The organism is Umezawaea sp. NPDC059074, assembly GCF_042738955.1.
Lineage (GTDB): Bacteria > Actinomycetota > Actinomycetes > Mycobacteriales > Pseudonocardiaceae > Umezawaea.
Map to the genome: position 1 here is coordinate 1 of NZ_JBHYHC010000055.1, position 13,545 is coordinate 13,545.

Annotated in this window: 12 protein-coding genes; 7 read left to right on the forward strand and 5 right to left on the reverse strand. The window is 68.1% G+C overall.

Annotated features, from left to right (window positions below):
- Positions 1-322: 322 nt before the first annotated feature.
- The 3 genes from ACFWW9_RS24325 to ACFWW9_RS24335 all read right to left on the reverse strand — a co-directional run bounded on the left by ACFWW9_RS24325 (position 323) and on the right by ACFWW9_RS24335 (position 4,437).
- Positions 323-1,273 carry a lysyl oxidase family protein gene (locus ACFWW9_RS24325; protein ID WP_390382124.1) on the reverse strand — a complete coding sequence of 317 codons (951 nt, stop codon included), beginning with the start codon at positions 1,271-1,273 and terminating at the stop codon, positions 323-325.
- A gap of 104 nt (positions 1,274-1,377) precedes the next feature.
- On the reverse strand, positions 1,378-3,450 hold the full coding sequence (locus ACFWW9_RS24330; protein WP_390382127.1) for a tetratricopeptide repeat protein: 2,073 nt from the start codon (positions 3,448-3,450) through the stop codon (positions 1,378-1,380).
- 321 nt (positions 3,451-3,771) lie between these two features.
- On the reverse strand, positions 3,772-4,437 hold the full coding sequence (locus ACFWW9_RS24335) for a hypothetical protein (RefSeq protein WP_390382130.1): 666 nt from the start codon (positions 4,435-4,437) through the stop codon (positions 3,772-3,774).
- Between the two features lie 45 nt (positions 4,438-4,482).
- Here ACFWW9_RS24335 and ACFWW9_RS24340 point away from each other — a divergent pair, with 45 nt between their 5' ends.
- On the forward strand, positions 4,483-4,644 hold the full coding sequence (locus ACFWW9_RS24340) for a hypothetical protein (protein WP_390382133.1): 162 nt from the start codon (positions 4,483-4,485) through the stop codon (positions 4,642-4,644).
- Between the two features lie 427 nt (positions 4,645-5,071).
- Positions 5,072-5,401 (forward strand): hypothetical protein, encoded by a 330-nt coding sequence (locus tag ACFWW9_RS24345; RefSeq protein WP_390382136.1) that lies wholly within the window; start codon positions 5,072-5,074, stop codon positions 5,399-5,401.
- Between the two features lie 290 nt (positions 5,402-5,691).
- Here the strand turns inward: ACFWW9_RS24345 and ACFWW9_RS24350 are convergent, their stop codons facing one another.
- Positions 5,692-5,961 (reverse strand): hypothetical protein, encoded by a 270-nt coding sequence (locus ACFWW9_RS24350; protein ID WP_390382139.1) that lies wholly within the window; start codon positions 5,959-5,961, stop codon positions 5,692-5,694.
- Between the two features lie 666 nt (positions 5,962-6,627).
- Positions 6,628-9,729, reverse strand: coding sequence for a BTAD domain-containing putative transcriptional regulator (locus ACFWW9_RS24355; protein ID WP_390382142.1), 3,102 nt, complete (start codon positions 9,727-9,729; stop codon positions 6,628-6,630).
- A 139-nt stretch (positions 9,730-9,868) separates the two neighbouring features.
- Here ACFWW9_RS24355 and ACFWW9_RS24360 point away from each other — a divergent pair, with 139 nt between their 5' ends.
- From ACFWW9_RS24360 to lepB, 5 genes are all read left to right on the forward strand, one after another.
- Positions 9,869-10,048 carry a hypothetical protein gene (locus tag ACFWW9_RS24360; RefSeq protein ID WP_390382145.1) on the forward strand — a complete coding sequence of 60 codons (180 nt, stop codon included), beginning with the start codon at positions 9,869-9,871 and terminating at the stop codon, positions 10,046-10,048.
- 75 nt (positions 10,049-10,123) lie between these two features.
- On the forward strand, positions 10,124-10,675 hold the full coding sequence (locus tag ACFWW9_RS24365) for a peroxiredoxin family protein (protein ID WP_390382148.1): 552 nt from the start codon (positions 10,124-10,126) through the stop codon (positions 10,673-10,675).
- 17 nt (positions 10,676-10,692) lie between these two features.
- Positions 10,693-12,519 (forward strand): ABC transporter ATP-binding protein, encoded by a 1,827-nt coding sequence (locus tag ACFWW9_RS24370; RefSeq protein ID WP_390382151.1) that lies wholly within the window; start codon positions 10,693-10,695, stop codon positions 12,517-12,519.
- A gap of 12 nt (positions 12,520-12,531) precedes the next feature.
- Positions 12,532-13,056 carry a MauE/DoxX family redox-associated membrane protein gene (locus ACFWW9_RS24375; RefSeq protein WP_390382154.1) on the forward strand — a complete coding sequence of 175 codons (525 nt, stop codon included), beginning with the start codon at positions 12,532-12,534 and terminating at the stop codon, positions 13,054-13,056.
- Positions 13,053-13,496 carry a signal peptidase I gene (gene lepB, locus ACFWW9_RS24380; protein WP_390382157.1) on the forward strand — a complete coding sequence of 148 codons (444 nt, stop codon included), beginning with the start codon at positions 13,053-13,055 and terminating at the stop codon, positions 13,494-13,496. The genes ACFWW9_RS24375 and lepB overlap by 4 nt, the downstream gene beginning before the upstream one ends.
- Positions 13,497-13,545 lie beyond the last annotated feature (49 nt).

The window sequence follows — 13,545 nt, forward strand, 5'->3', positions numbered from 1 at the left end:
CCCTCCCGGGTCGCGACGCACATCAACCTCAACACCCGCTGATCGACTTCGCCGGGCTGGCCGCCTCGGTCCACTGTGGACCGAGGCTGCCTTCTCGACTGTGGGGAAGATGTTCGGGCAAGGTGGAGTCGTGGCACTCCGAGGCCATGCCGTAGGGCCTGCAACGCGTCAGGTGGTGCGTTGCGGTTGGCTCGGAGCGAAGCCGAGCCAACCGCGGACGACCTGCTTCTGCTGTCGAGTCGTCATCGTCGGCGTGCGCCCCCACTGGCACGGTGGGGAATGGCGGTCGGTGCTGGTTTCCCAGTCCGAGGAAGCCCCTGGTTCAGTTCTTCGCCGGTGTCGCGCACTTGGCGCTTCCGGGGCAGCTGCGCAGCAGCTTGACCGTCGGCGGCGAGGTGATCAGCGATGGTGCCACGCGTGCGCCGGACGGCCACTGCACCGATATCGCGATCGACGACGAGTTGTTCTCGTAGTCGCTCTCCACGAGCGTCCGGTCGGAGTTGACCGTGTTCACGACGTCGTACGTGCCCGAGGGCAGCGCGGTGATGTCCAACCACTGGAAGTCGACGTCGTACCTGTAGTCGTCGCCGCGTCCGACCGAGATGCCCTCGATGACCGTCAAGGCGTCGGGGTTTCGCATACCGCACATGTTCTTGGCCAGGAACCGCCCCAGCTGCCCTTGAGGGCTGTCGTCGTTCGGCACCGCGTGGGCCAACTGCTTGGCGTCGGGTGTGGGGTAGCGGTCGCCGAGGCAGAAGCCGTTCTTGCGGTCGGTCACGAGTGTTCCGCCGTCGGGAGCGCGCAACTCGAAGTGCTCGAAGCCCATGAGGTGCCAGTGCTCGTGCATCTTGGCGGGCTCGTAGTAGGTCGAGGTCGCTGTCGGGTGCTGAGCGGTCTGGAAGGAGGTGGGGATCGGTCCACCCTCCCTCGTCTGGAACGCCTGCCTGACGGACATGGTCTTCTGCTTGGTGTTGTCGCGGCTGCCGTAGAGCAGCAGCGGGCCGTCGCCGACGTTGTCCTCGGAGCTGGTGAACCGAAGTCGCACGGCCTTCATCGAGCCCGCGGTGATGCAGCGACCGTTGGGGGCGTCCGCGTCGTGGACCGCGCAGACGTCCCAGTCCGTGCACTTCGCCGGATCGCCGCCATAACCGCCAGGGCATCCGACCGGCGCCTGGCGCAGATCGGGCAGCAGCACCTGGTCGTCGGAGCGAGCGGGGGCGGCCACCGCGAACGCCAGTACCGCGACCACTAGCGCCGGCCATCGCTTGTTCACTGAACTCATCCGTTTCCGCTCGATTGGTCCATTGAGGATAGTGAGTTGTGCCGGTCTGATGAGCGTGCTCGTGGGCGGCACGCGTGAACCGGGCCTGGGACGGATCACTCCATCGCCTGCTCCGAGGCCCGCTGTCTCCAGTGGACCAGGCTTTGGCGGGAGATCGCGGTACGGGGGTGGTCCGAGCCCAGGACGCGCTCCTGGGCGGCCACCACGTGCTCCAGAGCTGTCGCCGCGTCCCGTGCCGCGCCGAGCTCGCCTCGCGAGTACGCGAGGTTGTGGTGCGTGGTCAACGTGTCGGGGTGCTCCGGACCCAGCACGCGGGTCTGACCGGCGAGGACCCGGTCGAGTTCCTCGATGGCGCCCGCGGCGTCACCGAGTTCGGTCCTCCAGTAGGCGAGGTTGTGGCGGGTCGTGAGGGTGTCGAGGTTGTCCGCGCCCAACACCCGGTGCTGGTCGGAGAGGACCTGCTCCAGCTCGTCGACGGCACCCTCGACGTCCCCGGTCTCGCCCAGCCAGCGAGCGAGACCGTGTCGGGCCGTCAGGGTTTCCGGGTGGTCCAGGCCGAGGACCAGTTCCAGGACGCTCAGCACCTGCTCGAACTCCTCGGCGGCCCCCTGCGCGTCACCGGCCTCGCCCAACCACCGGGCGTAGCTGAGGTGGGTGGTGAGCGTTTCGGTGTTGTCGGGCCCCAGCAGTCGCCTCTGGACGTCGAGCACCTCCTCCAACGCCGTGACGGCGCCCTCCGGGTCACCGGCCTCTCCTTGTGAGTAGGCGAGGTTGTGGCGGGTGGCCAACGCGCTGGGGTGGTCTTCGCCGAGAACCCGTTCGATGTCCGCCAAGACCTGCTCCAGGGCCGCCGTCATGCCCTCGGCGTCGCCTGCCTCACCTCGCCAGTGGGCGAGGTTGTGGCGGGCCTGCAAGGTGTCGGGGTGATCGGCGCCGAGCAGCCGGGTCGCCGTGTCGCCGAGTCGGCCGTAGAAGTCGATCGCACCCCTCACCTGACCTGCTCCGCCCGCGCTTTCTCCGAGCCGGAACAGCAGGCTGTGCGCTGACGGATCCCACAAGGCGTCCTCGGCGTGGGTTTGCAGCGCACGGGCGTTGCTCCGCAGCGCAGCGCTGAGGTCCACGTCGCGCTCCACGTTCGGCCACGCCTGGAGGAGGGCGTCGGCCATCGTGCGGGCCCGGCTGGTCCGCCACTGGTCGTCCCCGGCGTTGCGGATCGTCTCCTGGACGGCGGCGGGGACCCGCACGCTGCGATGAGGAACACCGGTGTCGTGGGTGAGCAGACCGAGGCGGTGAAGACAGGTCACCGCGTCGACGACGGTGTCGACGTCGATCTCGCGGCCCGCGGCGGCGGTGAGGGCGGTGAGCACGGCCGGTGCGGTGAGCACGGCCTCCGGTATGCCGCCCGGATCCATCATCGAGGTCATCTCGAGCAGCGGCAGGGCCAGGCCGATGGGGTTGAGGCTGTTCGCCAGGACGATGGACAACGACACGGTGGTGACGACGGCCGCGCGGGAGTCGTGGGGCAGCGCGACGCCGTCTGGCTCCCGCGGGAACAGCATCGAGTGGCGATCGAGCCAATGCCGGTGGTAGCTGGCGCAGGTCAAGGCGGTGCGATCGGCGATGTGGGCCGCCGCTTGGGCGAGCGACATGGGTAGGTGCCCGAGTCCTTCGGCCAGACTCTCGGCGCCGTTCCGCTGGGACGGGCGCGTGGCCAGCCGGGCATCGAGGAAGGCCTTCGACTCGGCCGGGGTGAAGGCGTTCACGCGCAGCAGTCGATCCCCGCCTCTCGCGGTGAGCCCTGGCAGTCGGGTCGTGACCAACACCCGCCCGTCGACACCGAGCGGCGGCCACAGGCGGTCGAGGTCAGCGGGGTTCTGGAGACCGTCGAACACCACCAGCCAGCGCTTTCCGGACTCCTCCAGCCACTTCCACCACTGGACCGCGATGTCCTCGACGTCGTGCTGCTGCGCGGATCCGGTGATCGTGGAGGTCAGGCCGAACCGGGACAGGACGGCGTCACGGCTCGTCGCGTCCACCCACATCAGGACGTCGATCTTCTCGCCGGCCCACAGCCCGCGGGCGTAGGCGGCAGAGAGTTGGGACTTGCCCGCGCCACTCGGTCCCGACAGGATCAGCGGCTCGACCACCTGTGCGTCGTCGACGGACATCAAGCGAACCAGATCTGCCATGAGGTGCCTGGTTTGGAGGAAGTCGGCGGCAGGCGGCGGAGTGCCGAGCAGCCATCGGCTCACCAGATCGCGGTGGAGCTTTTCAGGTGACTGATCCTCATCGTTGTTGCTGGACGCGCCGGATGTGCGCAACATGCGGGTTCCTCTCCAAGTGGACTCTGTCGACCACGCTGCGGCAACGGCATGACATGGCTGCTCGAGGTGTTCGAGCAGGTGGGAGAATTCGAGCGTTGTGCACGATGAACGTGCCTGGCAGCCGGGCGTGAGAACAAGAGCTTTGACGATCATCGGGGGCACAGGTCAGGGAAGGCGCAAGAAATCGCCTGGCACTACTGTCGGACGCGGCTCTGAACGCGCGAGCTTCCGGGGTGTCATCCACAGTATGTGAAGAGCGTCTTTGTCGGTTCCGAGACGTCGTGCGAGAAGTCTTTTGGCGGCGTGGAGGTCGGGAAGGCTTCCCAGCGGTTCGCCGTTGAAGCTCGTCAACACGACACGTCCGGAAAATTGCAGCCCCCAGGCCACCGCGTCGGCTGGTCTCCCAGGGTCGATCCTGCACAAGGCGAAGAGCGGCGGAGCTTGGAGGTCGACCTCCTGCCCGGTCGAGTTCTGCGCGGGCAAGGTTATGTCCCCCACGATGGGGAGGAGCCCGGTGAGCGAATCCGACATCAGGTGTTTCGAGTCGTCGGACCTCTTGAGGGATGTGCGATGACTGACGAGATCCGCGATGCCGTTCGCGTAGCCGATCTCCGTCATGTGGTAGGCAGGTGCCCTGAGGAACGCCCAAAAGCCGTCTTGATCGTCCGCCTGTTGGACCCAATTCATTTCGATGAGATCGTCGATGCTCTCCCTGATATGACGTGAGCGTATTCTTGACACCTTTGCCAGTGCGGACAAGTTCCACGTCGGAACCGGACTGCTGAGCATGATCAGCAGTACTAGTCGTCGAACTTCCTGGTGGATGGCCATACGGGCTCTCTCGTTGCTGGCGGGCCTGTCGAGGCATCCTAGACCGTGATCGTCGACGTGTTGTCCGGGCAATTGGGCGTGTGGCAATCCGCCACGCCGGTTCGAAGCGCGCGTCATCACCACCCTGGCGCCGTTCGTGACGATGTTGAGGCTGCTTCGGACCTGAAAACGATCTCGATTTTCGCTGGCGTGGCATCTTCGCCGTGACGGATGTCCGAGCATCTGGTTTCCGTGTAGTCCCAGCTCAGGGGCTCGTCGATCGGGGGTTGGGTCGTGCGGCACTCGACCTTCCCCATCGGTTCGAGGGGCCGGCAAAGCTTGTCATGAGAGCGAAAGATGTTCCGGCGTGCGGCTTGTGGTCGTCCGTGTCCACCTTTGACGAGAAGCCCGTGGTCAAACCCTGGGTCTCGATCGGAGGGTCGGATACCGGGTGCCACAAAGGGTATCAATCGTGTGAATCATATCGACTCGAACGAGTGGCGATGGTGTGAATTGGGGTGAATTGATGACTCAAAAGCACTTGCCTATCGCTGGCCTTCAGGTCTTTCACTCAATAGAGTGAACTACGCCGATTTCGCCGTGCTGAGTCGCTCTTCAGCCTGCTCGGTTGGTGCTTCCGACGTACGGTCTGGCCATGACGGCGCTGCTCCGGGTCTACGAGGTCCCGTTCCTCATCGAGTGCGCGGACGTGACCGTGCTCGAACTCGCCGCGGCCGTGCGGAAGTGGAGCTCGAGCGCTCAACCCGTGACGTTCACGGTGGAGGACGGTTTCACCTTCGTGGTCAACTTCCACTTGCTTCCCGTGGTGCTCATCACGGAGGGCGTGGTGTTCGCTCACGATGAAGACGGGGAGAGGGCTCCCGTCGTGCGGGTGACGTTGCCGCGAATCATGATCGAGAGTGTTCGGTCGGAGAACGACGACCACCTGGTCGGCGCATCCGTGCCTCGTCAAGAAAGGTCATGATTTCGGGAAGTGGCCCGTGCATCCCGGAATCGGCGGATGGCTCGATCCTCGTGGCTCAGCCTGAACGGCGTGGCATGGGTGTGACCGTCGGGAAGATGATCTTTTGGTGAGGTTGTGTTGACGGGTAGGCGGTCGGTGCTGCCGAGTCACCGCGTTTGCTGCTGATACGATGAATGCTCGGCGGCCCCTGGAGGTAGAAGCTCCAGGGGCCGCCGAGCATATTCGTCACCAACTGGTGTAGCCACGCCGTCGCGAGATGTGCGACAGCGGATCAAGCCCTGTGGGCTGGATCAGATGAGGCCGCCGAGGAGACCGCTGAGCAGGCCGTAGTGGTGGTGGCCGTAGCCCCAGCCGTAGTGGTGGCCCCAGCCGTAGTCGCCGGTGCTGCTGTAGACGCCGTGGGTCGAAGCGCCGTCGGGGCCCGCGGTGCTCGTGTACTCGCTGTACGTGGCGCCAGGGCTGCGAGCCGAGTCGGTGTCAGCCGAGGCGATACCTCCAGCGGCCAGCGCCAGCGGAACCGCCACAGCGCCCGCGATGACCATGCGAGTGATCGTGCGCATCTTCGACTACCTCCGAGGTTGTGTTGGTTACTGCACTTCGAAATGTACTCGCAGATGTCGGAAATGTGCTCCTGGTCACCGAATCGTGTAGTTCGAGTTGTGCGTTGAGCGTCGTCTTTGCGCGCCATATAGAGTATCGCCGCGTTCGGTTACCCAGTGATGCGTATTCACCTGGGTGGGGGACCGTCGTAAAGGTCAGGTTCGCGGTGCTGCACTGGTTTTGTCGCAGAGAAGTGCGTTGTTGCCGCGGAATCGTTCTGCCTCGGGTGAAAACGAGATCCCGATGTTTAGAGTCGTGGTTCTGCGGCCGAGGTGAACGCTTCTCCTTTTCGAGCTGCGGCATGGGAGCGGCCCTGTCGCACCGATCCAGGCGTCGAAGTCACCGGCACCGCGAAACGGGCGTGCGCAAAACCGGGTCGAGCGAGGTGGCTGCCGGTCGACCTCCTCCCGTCCGGAGTTGAGGAGCCGCTCGCCTCGGCTCGAGCAACGCGGCGGTGCGACCGGGTGGGTTGTCCGCGCTCGAGCGCTTGGCCCAAGGCAATCCGACTGCAAGCTGGTTGTCCAGCATCGCGAGCAGGTGCAAGAGCGGGAGGTTCGCGTTGCCGCCCAACGCATCCAGCTTCAGATCAGCGACCCGCGATGTTCATCGTTGATGGAGAGGTGCGGCTAGCGGAGGGCGGTGAGGGTTTTTTTGGTGCGGGTGATGCCTGGGTGGTGGTGGGTGTTTTGGTGTTGGGTTAGGGCTTGGGTTGCGTAGGTTTTTGCTTGGGTGTGGTTGGAGAGGGCGTGTTCTGTTTCTGCCAGGATGGTTGTTGATTTTGCTTGGAGGATTTTGTAGCCCAGGTCTTGGGATTTGTTGTGGGAGCGCTTTGCTTCCAGGAGGGCGGCCTCGTGTTCGCCTTGGGCGAGGTAGGCGTCTGCTAGGCCTACCTGAGCGTCTGTGAGGCCGTAGTGGTAGCAGGTGGGGGTTGTGGCGAGGGTTATTGCTTGTTGGTGGTGGGTCGCGGCTGTGTGGGGGTGGGCTGACAGGGTGGCGATTCTGCCCAGGGCGTTGAGGATGTCCACCTCGTTGTTCTTGCGGCCTGCTGTGCGCACCAGGGTGAGGGCTTGGTTTCCCAGGGTGGTTGCTTTGGGGGTGTTGCCCTCTGTGCAGGCGATTTCCGCCAACTTGGCCAGGGCTTGTGCCTCGCGGAAGCGGGAGCCCTGGGATTTCGACATGGACAGGGTTGTGGTGTAGAGCTTTTTCGCCTCTCTGGTGTTGCCCTGTAGCCAGTGGGCCCAGGCCAGGCCGGAGAGGGCGTCCAACTCGTTGAGGGTGGAGTGGTTTTGCTTGGCCAGCGCCAGGGCCTCGGTGAAGTGGTGGATGGCTGTGTGGAGGTCGCCTGCTTCGCTGTGCATGTGAGCCACGATCCTCAGGGCGTGGGTCATTCCTTCTGAGGGGCCCTGGGTGCGCCAGAGGGTGAGGGCCTGGTGGCCGTGGGTGCGAGCCTCGGTGGGGCGGCCCAGGCCTAGTAGGGCGTGGGCGACGTTTCCCAGTGCTTTAGCCTCGCCTGCTTGCCAGTGGATGGTGTTGGCGAGGGTTGCGGCTTTTCGGCTGTAGGTGAGGAAGCCCTGGTCGTCGCAGAGGCTCCAGTGGACTGTGCCGAGGTTGAGGAGCATTGCCGATTGGGCTTGGTGGTCTTCTGCTTGGTCGGCGGCGGTCAGGCCGCCTTGGGCGAAGGCTTGCCACGTGGTGTTGTGGTAGGTGCGGGCCAGGAAGAAGCCACGGGTCGCGTCGGCTATGCGCCACGCCACCGAGGGCATGTCGTGGGTGGGGGCGGTGTCGATGATCGCGCCCAGGTTGGGGAGTTCCGACTCCAGCCACGTCCAGGCGTCCGAGGCGGTGGGGAAGAGAGCGGGGTGGGGTTCGTGCGACAGCACGGGGACGTGGGGGTAGAGGGCTTGGGCTGCTGACTCGGTCGTGGTCGCGTGCCACTCGTAGAAGCGCCGGAGTGGTTCGGTGGTGTCCGTTGTGGACAGTTCGCGGGCGTAGAGGCGGACCAGGTCGTGCAGGCGGTAGCGGTGGGGGACGTGGGATTCCAGCAGGTTGAGGAGTGTCAGGCCGTCCAAGAGGCGGGTGGTGTGGTCCTCGGGGGCGTTGAGGAGGGCGGCTACCGCCGCGGCGGTGAAGTCCGGGCCGGGGATGAGGCCCAGGTGGTGGAACAGGTGTTGTTCGTCGGGGGGTAGTGCCTGGTAGGAGAGGCTGAAAGCCGGGCGGATGGCTGCGCGGGGGTCGCCGTCGACGGCTAGTGCGGTGAGGCGGTTGCCTTGGTGGAGGCCGGCTACTGCTGTGGCGAGGTCGTGTTTGGTGCGTACGCGGAGTTTTCCGGCCACCAGGCGCAGGGCCAGGGGGAGGCCGCCGCAGAGGCGGACGAGGGTGTCGGCGCTGGTCGGGTCGGCGGTGAGGCGGTCGGGGCCGAGGACGTTTTGCAGTAGCAGTAGGGATTCTGGTGCGTCGAGGGCCTGGAGGTGGAGGCTGTGGGCGTCGTCGACCGCTACCAGGCCGGTGAGTTGGTTGCGGCTCGTCACCAGGGTGAGGCACGACGAGCTGCCGGGGAGCAGCGGGCGGACCTGGTTGGCGGTGGCGGCGTTGTCCAGCAGCACGAGCAGGCGTTTGTCCGCTGTGACCGAGCGGTACAGCGTGCCCTTCTCCTCGGTGTCGGAGGGGATGCGGTTCGAGTCGACGCCCAGGGAACGCAGCAGCCTGGCCAGCACCGCGCCGGGGTCGGCCGGGGCGTGGTCGGCGTCGAAGCCGTGGAGGTCGACGTAGAGCTGGCCGTCGGGGAAGCGGGCCAGTGCTCGGTGGGTCCAGCGGACGGCGAACGCGGTCTTGCCCACGCCCGCCGTGCCGTGGATGACCGCCACCACCGCGCCGGGGCCCGCCGCCATCTCGTCCAACGTCGTCAGGTCGTTTTCCCGGCCGGCGAACGACGTCACGTCCGCTGGTAGTTGGCGGGGCACGGTCGTGGGTGGCGGTGGGGGAGCCGGGCGGGGCTGGGTGTCGTTGGCGAGGATCGTTGTGTGGAGCCGTTGTAGGGCCGGTCCCGGTTCGATGCCGAGTTCACGGTCGAGGCGGGCGCGGACCTCGCGGTAGCACTCCAGCGCGTCCGCCTGCCTGCCGACGCGGGACAGCGCGGTCATCAGCTGGTGCCAGAACCGTTCGCGGTAGGGGTGTCGTGCCGTCAGCGCGGTGAGTTCGCCGATCACGTCGCCGTGGTGGCCCAGGTCGATCTCCAGGTCCGCGTGCCGTTCCAGCACCCGCAGCCGTTCTTCCTCCAGGCGGGGGACCTCGTCGCGTCGCAACGACTCCGACGGCACGCCCGCCAGCGCGGAGCCCCGCCACAACGCCAAGGCCTCACGGAGTCGAGTGCTCGCCTTGGCCGGGTCGAGGTGGCAGGCCTGCTCGGCCAACGCGCGGAAGCGGTGCAGGTCGACGTGGTCCGGCTCGACCTCCAGCCGATACCCGTCCGACCCGGTCACGACCAGGCCGGGCTCGCCCAGTGTTTGGCGCAGGCGCATGACGTTGGTCTGCACGGTGGTTCGCGCGCGAGCGGGCGGCGCGTCGCCCCACAACCTGTCGATCAGCTCGTCCCGCGAGACGGTGTGGTTGGCCCGCAACAACAACGTGGCCAACACGACCCGCGACTTGCCGCTGCGCACCGGGACCGAAGCCGTCCCGTTGACCGCTTCCAGCTCCCCGAGCAGCCGAAAACTCCAGCCTCCAAGCATGGTGTCCCCCGGTCGCCACGATACGCGGCGTCATCGGGATGTCAACGAGATGTCGCGGAGGTGTGAGCGGCTCCGGCCAGGCTGGCCGCGACCGGTGTGGCGGGAGGTCGCGCCGGTCCGAGTGAAAGGGAGGTGTCCCGTGGTCCGACTGATCGGGAAGCTCGGCGACCGGATGCTCGCGCGGGTCGTGCCGCAGGCCGTGGCCGCGGCCGCCCCGCCGCCGGGGTGCTGGTGCGACCAGTGCACGGGGGCGTGGGCGTTCCGCTGTTGCAACATCAACGGGGTCGTCGTCTGCACGACCAAGTGCGTGTCCTGCTGATCCGACCGGAGGGTCGAGGTGGCGTCCCGGCGGACCGGGGCGCCACCTCGCGGACAGGAAGTGCGAGGTTTCGCGGTGACGTACCTGGTCGTCGGTGTGGTGCTGCTCTGTGTCCTGTGCCTGCTCGACCTGCTGCTGACGTTGGGGGTGATCAGGCGGCTGCGGGAGCACGAGGCCCGGTTGGAGGGGGCCGCCCCGCTCGACAACGTGGCCAGCTCGCTGGTGCCCGGTTCCCGGCCCGAGCCGTTCGCCGCGACTGCGACGGATGGCGTCCTGGTGACGGACGACGACCTGGTCGACGGCACTGTCGTGGCGTTCATGTCGCCGCACTGCAAGCCGTGCGTGTCGAACCTGCCGTCCTTCATCGAGTCCGCGGGCGTGCTGCGGGACGACCGGCGCGCGGTGGTGGCGGTGCTGATGGGCGAGGAGGTCGAGGCGCGGCCCATGGCCGACCGGCTGGAACCCGTGGCGCGGGTCGTGGTCGAGCCGTTCGACGGGCCGTTGGCCACGGCCTTCAAGGTGACGGCGCTGCCGGTCACCTTCGTGCTCAAGGGGGACGCGACGGTGGCCGCGACCTCCTACGAGATCGGCGAGCTGGTCGGTCGGATGGCGGCGGTCGTCAGGTGAGGCCGCGGGTGCGGGGAGTGGCCGAGGCGATCGGCCTGGCGTGGCGGGCGGCGCCCCGGCTGTTCGCCGTCTACCTGCCCCTGACGGTGCTGGGCGCCGCGGTCCCGGTGGCTACGGCGTGGCTGGTCAAGCTCGTCCTGGACTCCCTGCAACGCGGTGCGCCGCTGTCCGCGCTGCTGACCCTGGTCGGGGGACTGGCGGTGGTGGGAGTCGTCGCCGGTGTCGTGCCGCAGGTGACCGAGTACGTGCGGGCCGAGACGGACCGCCGGATCACGCTGGTGAGCGAGGACCGGTTGTACGCGGCGACCGAGCGGTTCGTCGGGCTCGGCCGGTACGAGGACCCCGAGTTCCAGGACCGGCTGCGGTTGGCGCAGGAGTCCGGGCGGTCGGCGCCGAGCAACGTGGTCAACGGGTTCGTCGGGGCCGGTCGGGCGCTGGTGACGATCGTGGGGTTCGTCGGCTCGTTGGCGGTGCTGGACCCGGTGATCACCGCGGCGGTGCTGCTCGCGGGCGTGCCCGCGGTGCTCGCCGAGCGCGCGCTCGCCCGCGGGCGAGCCGCGGTGTTCCTGGAGACGAGCCCGTCCGTCCGCCGCGAGCTGTTCTACGCCCGGCTGCTCACCGACACCCGTGCCGCCAAGGAGGTGCGGCTGTTCGGGATCGGCGGGTTCTTCCGGCAGCGGATGCTGCGCGAGCGGACGGCGGCCAACGCCGCGGAACGCCGGATGGACCGGCGCGAGCTGCGCGTGCAGGGCGGGCTGTCGTTGCTGTCCGCCGTGGTGGCGGGCGGGGGTTTCGCGGTGGCGGTCGTGTCGGCGAGCCGCGGTCACCTCGGCCTCGGCGACGTGTCGATGTTCATCGCGGCCGTGGCGGGCGTGCAGGCCTCGCTGTCGACGCTGGTCGGCTCCTACTCGGTGGCCAGCCGGTCGTTGCTGCTGTTCGAGCACTACCTGGCGCTGGTCGACGCCGAGCCGGAGCTGCCGGTCGCGGCGGACCCGGTGGCGTTGGCGGAACCGCGCGGCGGCATCGAGCTGCGCGACGTGTGGTTCCGCTACTCGCCGGACCACCCCTGGGTGCTGCGCGGGGTGAACCTGGTGATCCCGGCGGGGCGCGCGCTGGCGATCGTCGGGCGCAACGGCGCGGGCAAGAGCACCATCGTGAAGCTGCTGTGCCGGTTCTACGACCCGACCCGCGGGGCGGTGCTGTGGAACGGCGTTGACCTGCGGGACGTCTCGCCCGCCGACCTGCGGGCCCGGATCGGCGCGGTGTTCCAGGACTTCATGGAGTACGACCTGACCGCCGCGGAGAACATCGCCGTCGGTGACGTCGACCGGCGCGGGGAGCGCGGGGAACTGGAGGCCGCCGGGCGGTTGGCGGGCGTGCACGAGATGGTGGCGGGCCTGCCGCGCGGGTACGACACGCTGCTGAGCCGGACGTTCGCCGCCGCCTCGGAGGAGTCGGCCGCGATGGCGTGGCTGACCGACGACGAGTCCCCCGAGGTCGGGGTCGCGCTGTCGACCGGACAGTGGCAGCGGCTCGCCTTGGCGCGCGGGCTGTTCCGCGGTCGGCGGGACCTGCTCATCCTCGACGAGCCGAGCTCCGGCCTCGACCCCGAGGCCGAGCACGAGGTCCACCGGACGCTGCGCTCGCACGCCGAGGGAACGACCAGGGTGCTGATCTCGCACCGGCTCGGGGCGACCAGGGACGCCGACCACGTGGTGGTGCTCGACGAGGGTCGGGTGGCCGAGCAGGGCACGCACGCCGAGCTGGTCGCCGCGGACGGGGAGTACGCCCGGCTGTTCGCGTTGCAGGCCGACGGGTATCGGGAAACGTCCGCGATCGGGTGAAAGGGGTGTCGGATGTCCTCTGTGGACATTGCCTGCCGTTGTGCGCTCGTGCTGGTGTTCCTCGCCTCCGCCAACGGGAAGCGGGAGAACTTCGGCGGGTTCGTGGCCGCGATCCGCCTGCTCCACCTGGTGCCGGAGCGGTGGCCGCGGGCGGTCGCGCGGGTGGTCGTCGGCGCGGAAGTCGTGGCCGCTGGGCTGCTCCTGCTGCCGTCCGGGTTCGCCGCCGCCGGGTTCGTGCTGGTGCTCCTGCTGTGCGCGGTGTTCGCCGTGGTGATCGAGGTGTCGGTGCGCCGGGACGTCCGGGTGGCCTGTCCGTGCTTCGGGGGGTCGGCGGATCTGTTGAACCGCAGGCACTTGCTGCGCAACGGGGTGCTGGCGGCGGTCGCAGTCGTCGGGTTGGTGGGGGTCGACACGGGACGGCCGGGGTTCGTGGAGGTGCTGATCGGTGTGGTGGTGGCCGTGTTCGTCGCCGCGCTGGTGATCAGGTTCGACGACGTGGCCGAGGTGCTCGTTCCCCGGACGGCGGCGCGGCGGTGATCATCGCTGTGGTGCTGGTGGTGGCGTGCGTGGTCGGACTGGTGGTGCTGAGGAGGCGGTTCCTGGTGGTCGGGGTGACGGGGCCGAGCATGCGGCCCGCGTTGTCGGACGGCGATCGGGTGCTGGTGCGGCGGTGTTCGGTCGAGTCGGTGCGGCGGGGGGACGTCGTGGTGCTGCTGGGGCCGCGGGTGCCTGGTCACGGGTTGAGTCCGGCCGAGTTCCTCTCCGGCGCAACGAACGACGAACGGCGGTTGATGGTCAAGCGGGTCGTCGCGCTGCCGGGTGACCCGGTGGCGGACGGGTCGGGGGTGCTGCTCGCCGACGAGATCGTCGTGACCGGGGACAACGCCGGGATGAGCTTCGACTCGCGGCAGGCCGGGCCGTTCGACGCGGGCGGGGTGCGAGGGGTGGTCGTGCGCAGGATCGGCCGGGCCCGATGATCGTCCGCGGTGGGATCTCGAGTGGGTGGCGGGGGTTTGGTGGGGGGGT